The organism is Mesobaculum littorinae, from assembly GCF_004011175.1.
In the GTDB taxonomy this organism is placed as follows: domain Bacteria; phylum Pseudomonadota; class Alphaproteobacteria; order Rhodobacterales; family Rhodobacteraceae; genus Tranquillimonas; species Tranquillimonas littorinae.
In genome coordinates this window covers 98,563-112,282 of the sequence record NZ_RQXX01000003.1, presented here as the reverse complement: position 1 = coordinate 112,282, position 13,720 = coordinate 98,563, and the positions used below count along the sequence as shown (strand labels likewise).

The following is a 13,720-nucleotide window of genomic DNA, read 5'->3' as shown; positions in this document are numbered from 1 at the left end:
AGTCGCGGTATGGGCAGGCGGGAAAGCCGTTTGCCCCGGCGCAGTCCCCCCGCTACAAACCGGATCCAAGCAAGGCAGAGGGTTCACATGGCTTCCTACCAGTATGTCTACCACATGGACGGCGTCTCGAAGACCTACGGCACCGGCAAGAAGACCTTCGAGGATATCCGCCTGTCGTTCCTGCCCGGCGTGAAGATCGGCGTCGTCGGCGTCAACGGCGCCGGTAAGTCGACGCTGCTGAAGATCATGGCAGGCATCGACAAGGATTTCACCGGCGAAGCCTGGGCGGCCGAGGGCGCGCGCGTGGGCTACCTGCCGCAGGAGCCCGAGCTTGACCCCGCGCTGGACGTGCGCGGGAACGTCATGGAAGGCGTGAAGGCCAAGCAGGCGATCCTGGAACGCTACAACGACCTGGCGATGAACTACTCGGACGAGACCGCCGACGAGATGGCCGAGCTTCAGGACGTGATCGACAGCCAGAACCTGTGGGATCTGGACAGCCAGGTCGACATCGCCATGGAGGCGCTGCGCTGCCCGCCGGACGATGCCGACATCGATTCGCTTTCGGGCGGCGAACGGCGCCGGGTGGCGCTGTGCAAGCTGCTGCTGGAAGCGCCCGACATGCTGCTTCTGGACGAACCGACCAACCACCTCGACGCCGAAACGATCGCGTGGCTGCAACAGCACCTGATCGACTACAAGGGCACGATCCTGATCGTCACGCACGACCGCTATTTCCTCGACGACATCACGTCGTGGATCCTGGAGCTCGATCGCGGCAAGGGCATCCCCTACGAAGGCAACTACTCCGACTGGCTGGGCCAGAAGGTAAAGCGGCTGGACCAGGAGGCGCGCGAGGACCGCACCAAGCAGAAGACGCTGGAGCGCGAGCTTGAGTGGATGCGGCAGGGCGCCAAGGCACGGCAGGCCAAGTCGAAGGCGCGGATCAAGTCCTACGAGGAGCTGGCCAGCCAGTCCGAGCGCGAGCGCGTGGGCAAGGCGCAGATCATCGTGCCGAACGGCCAGCGGCTGGGGTCCAAGGTGATCGAGGTCAACGGGCTTAAGAAGGCCGTGGGCGACCGCCTGCTGATCGAGGATCTGTCGTTCTCGCTGCCGCCGGGCGGCATCGTCGGCGTGATCGGCCCCAACGGCGCCGGCAAGACGACGCTGTTCCGCATGCTGACGGGGCAGGAAGAGCCCGACGAGGGCAGCATCGAATACGGCGACACGGTGCAGCTGTCCTATGTGGACCAGTCGCGCGACACGCTCGACCCCGAGGCCAACGTCTGGGAGGAGATCTCGGGCGGGGCCGAGATCATCGAGCTGGGCAAGGCGCAGATGAACTCCCGCGCCTATTGCGGGGCGTTCAACTTCAAGGGCGGCGACCAGCAGAAGAAGGTCGGCCTGCTGTCGGGCGGCGAACGCAACCGCGTGCACATGGCCAAGCTGCTCAAGCGGGGCGGCAACGTGCTGCTGCTCGACGAACCGACCAACGACCTGGACGTCGAAACGCTGCGCGCGCTGGAAGACGCGCTGGCCGAATTCGCCGGCTGCGCGGTGATCATCAGCCACGACCGTTTCTTCCTCGACCGGCTGTGCACGCACATCCTGGCCTTTGAGGGCGACGCCCATGTCGAGTGGTTCGAAGGCAACTTCGAAGACTACGAGGAAGACAAGAAACGCCGTCTGGGGCTGGATGCCGTCGAACCCAAGCGGATGCGGCACAAGAAGTTCTCGCGCTAGGGCGCGACGGGGGCCGGCGCAGCCGTCGGCCCCACTGCCCCGCCCGGGGGCGATCGGGGACCGGGCACGACGAGGGCCGCGGCGTGTTTTGGCCGACGGTGCGATAAAACTTGCCAGACGCCGTAAAGGATGTCATACCCGACATCGCTGAGTTATTCTCTTTCGACCTACTGTCTCCGCTCACACGGCTTTCAGTCACTCGATCGCGACCGACGACAAGCCGAGCCGCCGCATACTGCGGGCGGTACAATGACAGGAGATATCACGATGGCCAATGGCACCGTGAAGTGGTTCAACAGCCAAAAAGGTTTTGGTTTCATCGCCCCCGAGACCGGTGGCAAAGACGTGTTCGTGCACATTTCTGCCGTCGAGCGTGCTGGTCTGACCGACCTGCGTGACGACCAGAAAGTCACCTACGACGTCGAATCGGGCCGCGACGGCCGCGAGAGCGCGACGAACCTCGCCCTCGCCTGAGGCTGACGCCCGGCGAAAGATTTGAGCGGCGCCCCTTGGGGCGCCGTTTTTCGTTTGACCGGACGACTCAGGGGTAGCTCGCCACTGAGGGCTGAGGGCTGAGGGCTGAGGGCTGAGGGCTGAACGTGCATCCCGGTGAGGGCATGCCGCAGGCGGTGCAGATCTCCTTCATTGTTGCCTGCCAATCGCCGTTCGGATGACCGGACGCGCATTGGCGGGGCGTCCGAGCCCGAGGAACCGGCGTCGTGGGCCCCGGAAGGGGCGTCAGAATGCCATCCCATGAACGGGCTGTCTGGCAAGGTCCGCCCAGACGCAGAGGCGTCCGCACGAAAAAGGGGCGCAGCGGTCTCCCGCCACGCCCCTCGGGTCGCCATGGGCGATCGGAATCCGCGATCAGCCGTCGCCTTGCGGGCTGGCGGTGCCGCCGCCGGGCTGCTCGGGCATGCGGTCGCGCAACATGGTGACGATACGCTCGTTCAACTCTTCGTCCGCGGCCGAGGCTTCGCCGATCTCGATGTACTCGTCGACAGTGATGCCGTCGGCCTCTTCGATGACGCTGCGCATCTCGGTGTTGGCCTCATCGACCAAGGTCTGCCGGGCCTCGTCGGACTCGGCTTCGTTCATGCGCATGGCATAGTCCTGCCGCAGGGCGGCGACGTCCATGGCCGCGTCGACGAAGCTGTCCAGCTGCTCATCGCTGAAGTCCGAGCTGGCCTGCATCTCGGTGCCAGCCTGCGTGTCGGGCGCCATCGTCTCGGTATCGCTGTTGTCGGCTGACTGCGCGAAGCCCGCGACGGGCAGGGTCACGAGGGCGGCGACGGGAAGGGCGGTGGTGAGGCGCTTTGCGAATGTCATTGCGTCTCCTTTCGCTGGTTGGGCGGCGTCTGTGCCGCGGTCCCCAAAGACGTGGTCCGTCCCGGCGGCGCGTTCAACCGGCGTAGCGGAAATCCGCCTCACGATCCGGTGGGGGCATGGACCCGAGCAGGCGCCGGGCCCGGGCCATCGCCCGTATAATCTGGCCGTCTGCCGCCGCTGCCGCACGGGGGGGAAAGTCGCGCAAGGGCCGGGCGGGAACATGCCGCTTGGCAATCCGGTGGCTCAGGCCGTGGCGGGGGCGTCGTCTGCGCGGTTTCCGGAGGGCTTCCACCGCTTGTGCAGGCGCAGGTAGATCGCCGTCGCGGCGGGCACGACGGCCATGGTCATCACCGACCCCCCCAGAAGCCCGAAGCCAAGGGCCACCGCCGTGGGGATCAGGAATTGCGCCTGAAGGCTGGTTTCCAGGATCAGGGGCGTGACCCCTAGGAACGTCGTCAGAGTGGTCAGCAGGATCGGCCGCAGCCGCTCAGCCATGGCCGCGCCGATGGGCCTGTCGTCGCCCGCCTCGACCCTTTCGAAGATGCTCATCACCAGAAGCAGGGCGTCGTTCATCAGGATCCCGAGAAGCCCGATCAGCCCGAACATCGACAGCAACGTCAGGTCGAGCCCCAGCGCCCAGTGCCCCAGGATTGTTCCCATCATGCCGAAGGGCATGGCGATCAGCAGAAGGACGGGCCGGACGTAGGATCTGAAGGCCAGCGCCAGCAACGCGTAGATGCCGAAGAGCGCGACCGCCACGTTGCGCCCCAGCGCGGGGCCGAAGCGGGACTGCTCTTCCTGTTCGCCGCCCAGAGTGACCCGCAGGCCGGGATGGTCCTTCTGCAGTTGCGGGACGAGCGTATCGAGGATGCGCCCGGCCTCGGCCCCGCCGGTGGTGGCCTCGCCCGTGACATCGGCGCTGATCGTCGTGACACGGCGTCCGTCGATACGGGTGACGGTGGCGGGGCTGGGCTGGAACGACAGGGTCGCGACCTCGCGCAGCGGCACCAAAGCGCCGCCCACGGGCAGGCGCAGGTTTTCAAGGTCGGCCAGCGTGTCGCGGTCGGATTGCGGCAGACGCACGCGCACCTCGACCTCTTCGCGATCGCGCTGGATCTCGGTGGCGACGGCCCCGTATAGCGCGTCGCGCAGCGCCTGCGCCACGTCGGCAAGGCTGAGGCCAAGCGCACGGCCGCGGTCGGACAGGTCGACGACCACCTCCTCCGAGGCCGATCCTTCGCTGTCGCGCACGGCGGTCACGCCGGGGCGTGTTGCGAGGTCCTCCCTGATCCGCGCCACGGCGTCGGCGCGCGCCTCGGGCGTATCGGCCGAAACATTCAGCTCGAGATCGGCGCCGAGGCCCACCTCGCTCGACGAGAACGACAGCGAGCGGGCGCCGGGGATCTCGCCCGCCTCTTGGCGCCAGAGGTCGACCAGTTGCGCCGCCTCGAAGTCGCGGGTTTCTGCATCGGCCACCTTGACCTCGACCCGCGCGGTGTTCGACGTCTGCACGCCGCCGCTGCCGCCGGGGCCGCCCACCGAAGGCACGCCGATTGTGATCGCGGTGGCCTGAAGGATGTCGTCTGCGCCGGTTTCGGACTGTTCGGCCAGCCGCCCGGCCGCGCGGTCCATCGCTGCGCTGAGGTCCGCGGCACGGGCGCGCGTCGCCGCGGCCGAGGTGCCTTCGGGCAGTTCCAGCGCGGCGGAGACGAAGTTGCCCTCGATATCCGGGAAGAACACGAACCGCACGAGACCCGAGGTCAGCGGCGCGAGCGAGGCGAGCAGCAGGCCCGTGCACAGCACCAGGACCGGCCCGGGATGGGCGGCGATCCCGTCGCCCCATCGCCGCACGCGGGTGTCGGCAAAGCGATCGATGCGGCCGCCGACGCGGGCGCGAAGCGGATCGGTCAGGCGCCGGGGCGAGAAACGGCGGGGCTCGCCGGTGCGCAGCCCGGCCAGGTGCTGTGGCAGGATGAAGAAGCTTTCGATCAGCGACAGCACCAGCACCATGATCACGACCGCGGCCACCGGCGTCAGGAAGGACCCCGATTCGCCCGGCAGCAGCAGAAGCGGGAGGAAGGCGAGAATGGTGGTCGAGACGGAATAGAAGATCGGCCGCGCCATGCGGCCCGCCCCGTCCATCGCCGCCTGCCGCCCGGGCTTGCCCGACTGGCGTTCGGTATAGACCGCCTCGCCCACCACGATGGCGTCGTCGACCACGATGCCCAGGGACAGGATGAAGCCGAAAAGCGTCAGCTGGTTCAGTGACACCCCGAAAAGCGACATCAGCACGAAGGTCCCCGCGAAGGAGATCGCCACGCCCGAGGCGACCCAGGCCGCGATGCGCAGGTCCAGTGTCAGGGTCAGCACGACCAGGATCAGCGCCGCGCCCAGCAGCGCGTTCTTGACCAGAAGGTTGATCCGTCCGCGCAGCGATGTCGCCTCGTTCCGCCACTCGGTCACGGTCACCGTGTCGGGCAGGCGCGGGCGCAGGTCGTCCTGCACGTAGCTGCGCGTCAGGTCGACCACGTTCAAGAGCGGCTCGGACCCCGCGCGGTAGACGTTGAGGAAGATCGCCGGCGCCTCGCCCAGTTCGGCCAGCATCGGCTCCTCGGACAGCCCGTCGGTGATGCGGGCCACGTCGCCCAGCGGCACCTGGGCGCCGGCGGGCGAGCTGAAGAGGATCAGGTCGGACAGCTCGGCGCCGGTCTGGCGTTCGCCCGCGGCGCGCACGGCGATGCGTTCATCGGCGCCGGTCAGCGTCCCGGCCGAGAAATCCGCCGTCGCCGCTTCGATACGGCTGGCCAGCGTGCCCAGGTCGGTGCCATAGGCCAGAAGCTGCCATTCCGGCACCTCGACCGCGATCTGGTCCTCGGGCAGGCCCGAGATCTCGACCTGGCTGATCCCCTCGATCCCCTGCAGATCCTCGCGCGCGCCCACGGCCAGATCCTTGAGCGTCTGCGCGGGCAGGTCGCCCGACAGCACGAACTGGATCGCCAGCTCGTCGGGTTCAAGCTCGACGACCACCGGCTCCTCGGCGGCGGCGGGAAGGACCGTGATGCCGCCGACTTCGGTCTCGATATCGTCGCGGACCTGCTGTACCTCGGCGCCGCGGGTCAGGTCGGCTGTCACCTGGGCCTGCCCCTCGGACGCGGTCGCGGTGATCTTGCGGATGCCGTCCAGCCCCCGCAGCGCGGTCTCCATCGGCTCGACGATCGAATTGGCGACATCCTCGGGCGTGGCGCCGGGATAGACCACGGTGACCTGTACCGCGCCGGTGTAAAGGTCGGGGAAGTTCTTGACGGTGATCGTGGCCAGGGACAGCAGCCCCGCGACGACGAGGCCGATCATCAGCAGGTTCGGAAAGACGCGGGTTTCAAGCGCCTGACGGATCAGCGCCTTCATTGCTGCGCCCCGCCGGGCCCGCCAGCCGAGGCTCCGCTGCCCGAGCCGTCTCCCGAACCGCCACGCGAGCCGCCGCCTGCAGCGCCGCCACCCGCCGCCGCGCCACCGGCCCCTTCGGCGGCGCCACCGGAGGGGCCACCGGCAGAACCGCCGCCTTGTCCGATCCCCTGGACCGGGGAGGGGAGGGAGGGCGGGCCCGCGCTGCCGTCGACCCCGAGGTCCCCCGCGGCGCCTAGTCCCGAAGACGGGCCGCTTCCTGCACTGCCGCCGCCTGCACTGCCGCCACTTGCGGTTCCGCCTGTCTGGGCCGCGCTGCCCGACTGCGGCGCGGCAGAGGCGCCGGCACCGGCCGCACCGCCGCCCGCCGCACCGCTACCCCCCGCACCGCCGCCCTGCACGGAAAAGCTGCCGCCTGCGGCGGCGCCGTCGTCCTGTGCCGTTGCGGCGCCGCCGCCCGCGACCTCGCCCGGGACGGCGACGTCGGGGACCGCGACATCGGCCAGGCGTCGGGCGGCGGTGTCTTCGGGACGGTCGACGGTCACGGGGTCGCCCTCGGTCACGCGCACCTTGAGCCCCTCGACCGGCGTGTCGACGGGGGTCAGCAGCAGCTGCACGCCCTCAAGTTCGCCCGAAAGCAGCACGAAATCGTCCATCCTGCGTTCGAGCGTGGCGTCGAGGGGGATCAGCCGATCCTCCTCCGACACGGCCCAGAGCGTTTCGCCCCGCTGCACCACGCCCGGGGGCGCGACGAAGGGCGCGGACGCCTGCGGCAGGGCGAAGGCCGCGCGCACGACCTCGCCCACCCGCAGCGGGGTGCCGCCATCGGGGCCGGGGGCAAAGGGATCGGCGATGCTGACGATGACCTCGGTGGTGCGGGCCGCGGATTCGATCCGCGGCGACACGGCGGTGACCGTGCCCAGCCGCGGCGCGACCTCCCCTCCGTTCAGCCGTTCGGGGGTCAGGGCGACCGGCGCGCCGATCAGCCCTTCGGCGCCGCCCAGCAGCGCGAAGTCGGTTTCGGACAGCCCCACGGCGACCTCGGCGTAGCCTGCCAGCGCGAGGGTGCCGAGGCTGGTGCCCGCCGAGACAAGCCGCCCCTTCACCGCGTCGGTCTGCAACACAAGCGCGTCGAAGGGCGCGGTGACGCGCGATTCCTCCAGCGCGATCTCGGCCGTGCGTAACTGGGCCGCGGCCTGCGCGACCTGCGCCTGCGCCTGCCGGGCGGCAGATGCGGCATCCTCGGCCACCGACGCGGCCACGACGTTTTCGCCCTCCAGCTCCCGCTGTCGGGCAAGGTCGGACTGCGCGGCCTGAGACGCGGCTTCGGCCCCGGCCAGCGCGGCCTGGGCCGAGGCGACATCGGCCTCGAACGGATCGCGATCGAGCGCGACGACCAGATCGCCCTCGGCCATCCGCGCCCCGGTTGAAAATCCGTCGCCTATGGTGGCGACGCGGCCCCCCACCTGCGGCGCCAGCACCAGTTCGGCGCCCGCGCGCAGAAGTCCTGTCTGGGTGACGGTCACGGGCAGGTCGGTGCGGGTGGCGGTGGCGATTTCGACCAGCGGGCCGGGCGGTGCCTTCTGGGTCTCTTCCTCGCCGCCGGGCAGGATCACCGCCGCGAAGGCCAGGGCCGCACCGATGCCCAGAACAGCGAGCGCCAGGAGCCAGGGAAGAAAGCGGCGGCCCTTTCGCCGGCCCGTGTCGTCCTCTGCCATGCCCGTCCCTTCGCGTCCCGCAATCCCACCGGCCAACAAAGCTGGGCCGCAGGGGTTCCGTGGGATCGCGGATCGGGGCCCAGCCGGGTCGATCCGGGCCAGACGGGCGGAGATGCGCAGGCGAATGGCCGGGGGCCAATTCACGCTTGCAGCGAATCATCTCTCGCCTCATACCGCTGAACCGCGACGTTACGATCTGTCGGGTGCTGTCCGCCGCTTTGCGGGCGTGCAGGCCTTCGATCAAGACCTGACTGCGCCAGGCTGTTGCACTGCTGCGAACAGCGACGACACGATTGGGAGACTACGGAAATGGCCACTGGTACCGTGAAATGGTTCAACACCACCAAAGGCTTTGGATTCATCGCGCCTGAAGGCGGCGGCAAGGACGTCTTCGTCCACATCTCGGCTGTCGAACGGGCGGGCCTGACGGGCCTCAAGGACGATCAGAAGGTGACCTTCGACCTGGAATCGGGCCGCGACGGGCGCCAGAGCGCGACCAACCTCGCCCTCGCCTGAAGCCCCGGCGCGGGGAGGCCCCCCGGGCATGGCATGAAAAACCGCATCGGGCGCCCTTGGGCGCCCGTTTTCGTGTGCGGCGGGCCGTCAGGGCGATGCGTCATGGCGGTGCGGGGCGCGGCGGGCCCGTGCGCCCCCGTCGCATGCCTGTCAGAGCACCGCGGCAAGCTCGTCCCAAAGCGCTGCCATCTCGGCCGCGGCGGGGCCGGTGGGCTTGGTTTCGGCCGCACCGGCGCCGTGGCCCAGCGTTTCGGCATAGATCACGCGATTGCGGATGATCGTCTGCGCCCGCTCGGTGTCGAGCTCGGCTATGGCGCGTTCGACGTCCCCGGTCAGCCGGGCGCGCGGAGCGGCGCGGTTCAGCACGACGCGGGTCGCGCGCCGTTCCCGCTGGGCAAGCTCCAGCACCGAGCCCAGTGCCCAGAGGTCGAGATGCGAAATCGCGACCGGCACAACGATAAGGCTGGCCGCGCGCAGCGCGGGGCGCAGGTCGGCATCGACCTTGGGCGGAGTGTCGACGACCACCAGATCGTGGTCGCGCACGAGCTTGTCGCATTCGTAGGACACCCCCCAGGCGCTGGCGGTCGAGAAGGTGAAACCCGGATCCTCGACCCGGTCGCGCCGGGTCATGAACCAGCGCCCCAGGCTGCCCTGCGGATCGGTGTCGAGCAGGGCCACCCGCAACCCCCGCGTTGCTGCGATACAGGCGAGGTTGACCGCCAGCGTGGTCTTTCCGGCGCCGCCCTTCTGCTGGGCAAGTGTCAGGATATGTCCGGCCATGGTGCCCCTCGCTGCGGTGCCGCAACGTTAGGGCGCGGCGTGGGGCGGGCGCAAGGGCGCTGAGGGCCCCCGGCCCGTCACCGGGCCAGCATCCACCACTGGGACCATGTTTTCGCGATCCACTTCGGATGGGGCGCGAAAAGGCGTGCGCCCAGGTCCCGGGCGTCGTCCGCCCGGGCGGCGGCCTGAGCCTCGACCGAGGCGGCGAGCGCGGCGCGCGCCGTGTCGTTCAGGGGCGCGGAGCCGATCAGGGGGGCGAAGACGACAAGGTCGTGATGCGCGCCAAGAGTGTCGGCCAGCCGGTCCGCCGCGTCTATATGCGGCGCCATGACCGGCGGCCACAGCCTGCGCAGAAGGCGGGCATGATACCAGTGATACTTCACCCGCTTGCGCCATTCGTGCATGTCTTCGGGGTTGCCCGCCCGCCCGGAATTGCCCGACCGGGCGGTCTCCATCGCGTCGCGGGCACGGGCGAAGGTGGTTTTTAGCCCGTCGGCAAGGATCTCGTCGTCCTTGCCCTTGAGCGTCCAGTCGCCGACATGGCCCCGCGTGGTTTTCAGCGCGTCGCGGAACCCGGCGATGCGGTCGCCGAGGTCCGAGCCGGTCGCCGCCTCGCGCCGCTCCATCGTCAGCTGCCGGCGCATCGGGCCCAGGCTGCTGCGGTCCAGCGTGGTGTCGGCAGAGGTGATGCTGTCGTAGCTGTCGATCCGCGCGGTGTGGTCGCGAAACTCGGACAGAAGACGCGCGGAATCGCGGAGATAGGCGTTTTCCCCCGCGTAGCCATCGAACCCGGGACGGACGAGGCGCATCAACCCGCGCAGCTTCTTCACCCGTTTGCGGGCGTCGTGCACCGCGGCATGAAGATCGGTGTCGCTGTCGGAGAGCGGTGCGTCGAGCGCGGCGATCCCGGCCTCAAGCTGATCCGCCGCAATCCGGCGCAGACCCGATTGCAGTGATTCCGACCCGGGCTTGAGGCTGTAGGACATCAGGGGCTCCGCATGCTTCTGTCGCTTAACTCACGGATGCGTGAGCCGTTCCGGTCCCTGGGCTGAAACCGCCGGGCGCCAGGCTACGTGACTACGCATGACGTAACGGAAACGCCAGACCTGGATGCCTGCCTATGCCCCGCATACCCTTTCCCGCATGCTGCACTTTTTTCGACCTGCGCCTTGCCCTGTTCATGGGCTGCGGCCTTGCCCTGTCTGCCAGCTTTTGGGCGCCCGCGGGGGCGCAGGACGCGCAGGCGTCGGGGGAGGCGGCCAAACAGGGGGCGGACGTGGGCGCCGAGGCGGGCAGGGAGGCGGCAATCGCGGCGGTGATCGGGGATCAGTTCGCGGCCTTCCGTGCCGATGATTTCGTCACCGCCTTCGACTTTGCCGCGCCGGGAATACAGGCGATGTTCGGCTCGCCCGACCGTTTCGGCGCGATGGTGCGCAACGGCTACCCGATGGTGCATCGCCCGGCCGAGGTCGAGTTCCTCGGGCTGAGCGAGGTCGCGGGCGGCCTGCATCAGAAGGTTATGGTCCGCGATTCATCGGGGGCGCTGCACCTTTTGGACTACGAGATGATCGCGACGCCCGAGGGCTGGCGCATTGGCGCCGTGCGCTTGCTGACCGCCGACGCCGTGGGCGCCTGAGGCCTCCGGAAAAGGCGCCCGGGCGGGCGGCGGGAAGCGAAACCCGCCCGTGCCCCCCGCCATATCGTCCCGACCGTTGCGGCGGGCACACCACCGTACGCAGGGTTGCGGCGGGGTTAACGCCCGTCCTGCTATCCCTTCGCCCGATCCGGAGCCGCGGGCTCTGGCCATCCGACCCGCTCCACAGCGCACGCCCCAAGCCCCCGCCTGACCTGCGGGGCCCGGAAGGGCGGCGTGCTGCGGGCGGGCGGCGACGGGAAAGGGAATGCGATGAACAAGGCGATCACCGACGGGCTTGAACTGATGCCGCCGCCCTTTGCGAACGGGCTGGACGTGTTTTCACGCGGCAACGGCACGCCGGGCACGGCAACCTACGACACGGCGGCCTCGGCCGCCTATGTTCCGGCGGACCAGGATTTCGGCGGCTGTCTCGAACTGGTCAAGACCGACTCGGTCCAGCGGCTGCGTTATACCGGCGAAACGCCGATCCTGCCGGGCACCTACCTGCGCGTCCGGACGCGGGTAAAGGCGATCTCGGGCAACTTGCCGTCGGTGCGTATCGCCGGTTGGGCCGGCGGGGCGGGGGGCGCCCATGTCGGGGGGCTGACCGAGACCGGGCCCTCGGTCGCGCTGACCTCGTATGGCGAGGTCGTCGAGGTGTCGGCGATCATCGGCGTCGGCAACCGCGGCGGGGTCGACATGGTCTGGGGACGGCAGCCGCTTTACGGCCATTTCGGGCTGGACCTGACCGGCCCCACCGGCGGCGTTGTGCGGATCGATGATCTGGTGATCGAGGATATCACCACGGCCTTCCTGCCCGAGATGCTGGATTTCGTCGATGTGCGCGACTATGGCGCCCGCGGCAACGGATCGACCGACGACAGCGCCGCGGTCGAGGCCGCGGATGCCGCGGCGGACGGCCGGGCGCTGGTCTTTCCCGAAGGCGTGTTCCGCCTGGATCGGGACGTTACGCTGGAAAGCCCCGCGCGGTTCGTGGGCCGGGTCGAGATGCCCGCCGCACGCCGCCTGGTCCTGCGCCGGAACTTCGACTTTCCGTCCTACGCCGCCGCCTTCGGGGACGAGGAGACGGGCCTGAAGAAGGCGCTTCAGGCGCTCTTCAACAACGTCGATCACGACAGCCTGGACCTGGGCGGTCGGCAGATCGAGATCGACGCGCCCATCGACGTGGCCGCCGTGGTGGGCAGCCCCCGCAGCTTCGAGATCCGGCGCGTCGTGCGCAACGGCCAACTGAAGGCCCGCGACGGGGCTGCCTGGGGCGTGTCGACGGTGACGCGCAGCGCGCGCTACAACCGCAGCTCGCCCAACGTTCTGACGAACGTGGCCAGTGTCGGCGGTATCGAGGTGGGCGCGCGGGTATCGGGCCAGGGCGTCGGGCGCGAGGTCTACGTGCGCGCCAAGAACGCCGCGGCGGGCACCGTCACGCTGTCGCAGCCGCTTTACGCAGCGGCGTCGACCCAGGATTACGGGTTTACCAGGTTCCGCTACTTGCTGGATTTCTCGGGCTTCGAGGTGCTGTCGAAGTTCCTGCTGACGGATATCGAGTTCCAGTTGAACGGCGTTGCCTCGGGCATCCTGCTGGCGCCGCAGGGCAAGACGTTCCAGGTGCGCGACTGCGTCTTCAACAAGCCGCGCCACCGCGGCATCACCTCGCATGCCAGCGGCTGCCAGAACCTGCAGGTCGACCGGACCGAGTTCATCTCGAACGAGCAGGGGGTGCGATCGACGCAACGCCAGTCGGTGGCGATCAACGTCAACGAAAACGACCCCAAGATCCGCGACAACCGTTTTGCCCGGATGGGGATTTCGATGGTGCTGGCGGGGGCGGGCAACTCGATCACCGGCAACCACTGGTTCCAGGGCGATTCCTTCGACAACTCGCCCCGCCAGGCGGGGCTCTTGCTGACCCGCACCAACTGCAAGACCTTCATCACCGGCAACTACATCGACAACAACATCGTCGAGTGGTCGAACGAACACGACGCGACGCCGGATCAGGGCAATGACTTTTCGTTTGGTGCCCTGACGATCACCGGCAACATCTTCACCGCCAACGATGTCGCGCGATCGTTTTCGTGGCTGGTGATCCGGCCGCGCGGGCAGGGGCATTTCGTGCAGGGTCTCAGCGTCACCGGCAACGTGTTCCGCACTCTGAACGGGGCGATCGCCCGGGTGGACCGGGTGAACGCCGCCGACGGCGCGCTGGATATGTCGCGGTCGCGGCTTATCGAGTTCCGGGGCAACACCTTCAACGGTGTCGACCAGGAGACGGTGAACCCCGTCACGCTGGAGTTCACCCAGACCACTCCGCAGGGAACCTGGACGCTGACCCCCGGCGCATGGTTGCCCTTCGACGGCTGGACCCGCACGGTCGAGGCGCTGACCCCGCAGGGACGGCTGCGCAACAGTGCGAACGTGGCGCAATACGTGATGCCGGGGATCGACGTGATGCAGGGCGCGGGCAACGACCAGGTCCGCCTGCAGTTCCCCGAGGCGACGAAGGGCAAGGTGCAGCTGACCGTCCGGATGGACCGCCCCTACTGAGGCTGCCCTTTCCCGGCCCCGCGGCGCCTGCGCC

10 protein-coding genes are annotated in these 13,720 nt (G+C 69.0%); 5 read left to right on the top strand and 5 right to left on the bottom strand.

Going from position 1 to position 13,720, the window contains the following annotated elements; translation table 11 throughout:
- The first annotated feature begins 87 nt into the window (after nt 1–87).
- Nucleotides 88–1,743, top strand: coding sequence for an energy-dependent translational throttle protein EttA (gene ettA / locus EKE94_RS09770; RefSeq protein WP_127906431.1), 1,656 nt, complete (start codon nt 88–90; stop codon nt 1,741–1,743).
- 267 nt (nt 1,744–2,010) lie between these two features.
- A complete protein-coding gene (locus EKE94_RS09765) occupies nt 2,011–2,217 on the top strand; it encodes a cold-shock protein (RefSeq protein WP_127906430.1) in 207 nt (68 codons plus the stop codon).
- Between the two features lie 393 nt (nt 2,218–2,610).
- On the opposite strand, the gene EKE94_RS09760 is transcribed toward EKE94_RS09765, so the two are convergent.
- The 3 genes from EKE94_RS09760 to EKE94_RS09750 form a co-directional block, all read right to left on the bottom strand.
- The gene (locus EKE94_RS09760) at nt 2,611–3,072 is read right to left on the bottom strand and encodes a DUF4168 domain-containing protein (RefSeq protein ID WP_164870880.1); all 462 of its coding nucleotides are present in this window, start codon (nt 3,070–3,072) and stop codon (nt 2,611–2,613) included.
- 243 nt (nt 3,073–3,315) lie between these two features.
- Complete coding sequence (locus EKE94_RS09755) at nt 3,316–6,477, bottom strand: efflux RND transporter permease subunit (protein ID WP_127906428.1); 3,162 nt, start codon at nt 6,475–6,477, stop codon at nt 3,316–3,318.
- On the bottom strand, nt 6,474–8,192 hold the full coding sequence (locus tag EKE94_RS09750) for an efflux RND transporter periplasmic adaptor subunit (RefSeq protein ID WP_127906427.1): 1,719 nt from the start codon (nt 8,190–8,192) through the stop codon (nt 6,474–6,476). The genes EKE94_RS09755 and EKE94_RS09750 overlap by 4 nt, the downstream gene beginning before the upstream one ends.
- 309 nt (nt 8,193–8,501) lie before the next feature.
- Here EKE94_RS09750 and EKE94_RS09745 point away from each other — a divergent pair, with 309 nt between their 5' ends.
- Nucleotides 8,502–8,708 (top strand): cold-shock protein, encoded by a 207-nt coding sequence (locus EKE94_RS09745; protein ID WP_127906426.1) that lies wholly within the window; start codon nt 8,502–8,504, stop codon nt 8,706–8,708.
- Nucleotides 8,709–8,858: 150 nt separating this feature from the next.
- On the opposite strand, the gene parA is transcribed toward EKE94_RS09745, so the two are convergent.
- Both parA and EKE94_RS09735 read right to left on the bottom strand, forming a co-directional pair.
- Nucleotides 8,859–9,488: a ParA family partition ATPase gene (gene parA, locus EKE94_RS09740; RefSeq protein WP_127906425.1), complete on the bottom strand. Its 630-nt coding sequence runs from the start codon at nt 9,486–9,488 to the stop codon at nt 8,859–8,861.
- A gap of 77 nt (nt 9,489–9,565) precedes the next feature.
- Nucleotides 9,566–10,474 (bottom strand): CHAD domain-containing protein, encoded by a 909-nt coding sequence (locus tag EKE94_RS09735; RefSeq protein ID WP_127906424.1) that lies wholly within the window; start codon nt 10,472–10,474, stop codon nt 9,566–9,568.
- Nucleotides 10,475–10,608: 134 nt separating this feature from the next.
- On the opposite strand from EKE94_RS09735, the gene EKE94_RS09730 reads away from it, so the two are divergent.
- Nucleotides 10,609–11,124: a DUF4864 domain-containing protein gene (locus tag EKE94_RS09730; protein WP_235855970.1), complete on the top strand. Its 516-nt coding sequence runs from the start codon at nt 10,609–10,611 to the stop codon at nt 11,122–11,124.
- 270 nt (nt 11,125–11,394) lie between these two features.
- On the top strand, nt 11,395–13,686 hold the full coding sequence (locus EKE94_RS09725) for a glycosyl hydrolase family 28-related protein (RefSeq protein WP_127906423.1): 2,292 nt from the start codon (nt 11,395–11,397) through the stop codon (nt 13,684–13,686).
- Nucleotides 13,687–13,720 lie beyond the last annotated feature (34 nt).

Coding starts and splice junctions, on each gene's coding strand:
- EKE94_RS09765 (WP_127906430.1), top strand. CDS start 2,011: ATGGCCAATGGCACCGTGAAGTGGTTCAACAGCCAAAAAGGTTTTGGT.
- EKE94_RS09750 (WP_127906427.1), bottom strand. CDS start 8,192: ATGGCAGAGGACGACACGGGCCGGCGAAAGGGCCGCCGCTTTCTTCCC.
- EKE94_RS09745 (WP_127906426.1), top strand. CDS start 8,502: ATGGCCACTGGTACCGTGAAATGGTTCAACACCACCAAAGGCTTTGGA.
- ettA (WP_127906431.1), top strand. CDS start 88: ATGGCTTCCTACCAGTATGTCTACCACATGGACGGCGTCTCGAAGACC.
- parA (WP_127906425.1), bottom strand. CDS start 9,488: ATGGCCGGACATATCCTGACACTTGCCCAGCAGAAGGGCGGCGCCGGA.
- EKE94_RS09760 (WP_164870880.1), bottom strand. CDS start 3,072: ATGACATTCGCAAAGCGCCTCACCACCGCCCTTCCCGTCGCCGCCCTC.
- EKE94_RS09755 (WP_127906428.1), bottom strand. CDS start 6,477: ATGAAGGCGCTGATCCGTCAGGCGCTTGAAACCCGCGTCTTTCCGAAC.
- EKE94_RS09735 (WP_127906424.1), bottom strand. CDS start 10,474: ATGTCCTACAGCCTCAAGCCCGGGTCGGAATCACTGCAATCGGGTCTG.
- EKE94_RS09725 (WP_127906423.1), top strand. CDS start 11,395: ATGAACAAGGCGATCACCGACGGGCTTGAACTGATGCCGCCGCCCTTT.
- EKE94_RS09730 (WP_235855970.1), top strand. CDS start 10,609: ATGCCCCGCATACCCTTTCCCGCATGCTGCACTTTTTTCGACCTGCGC.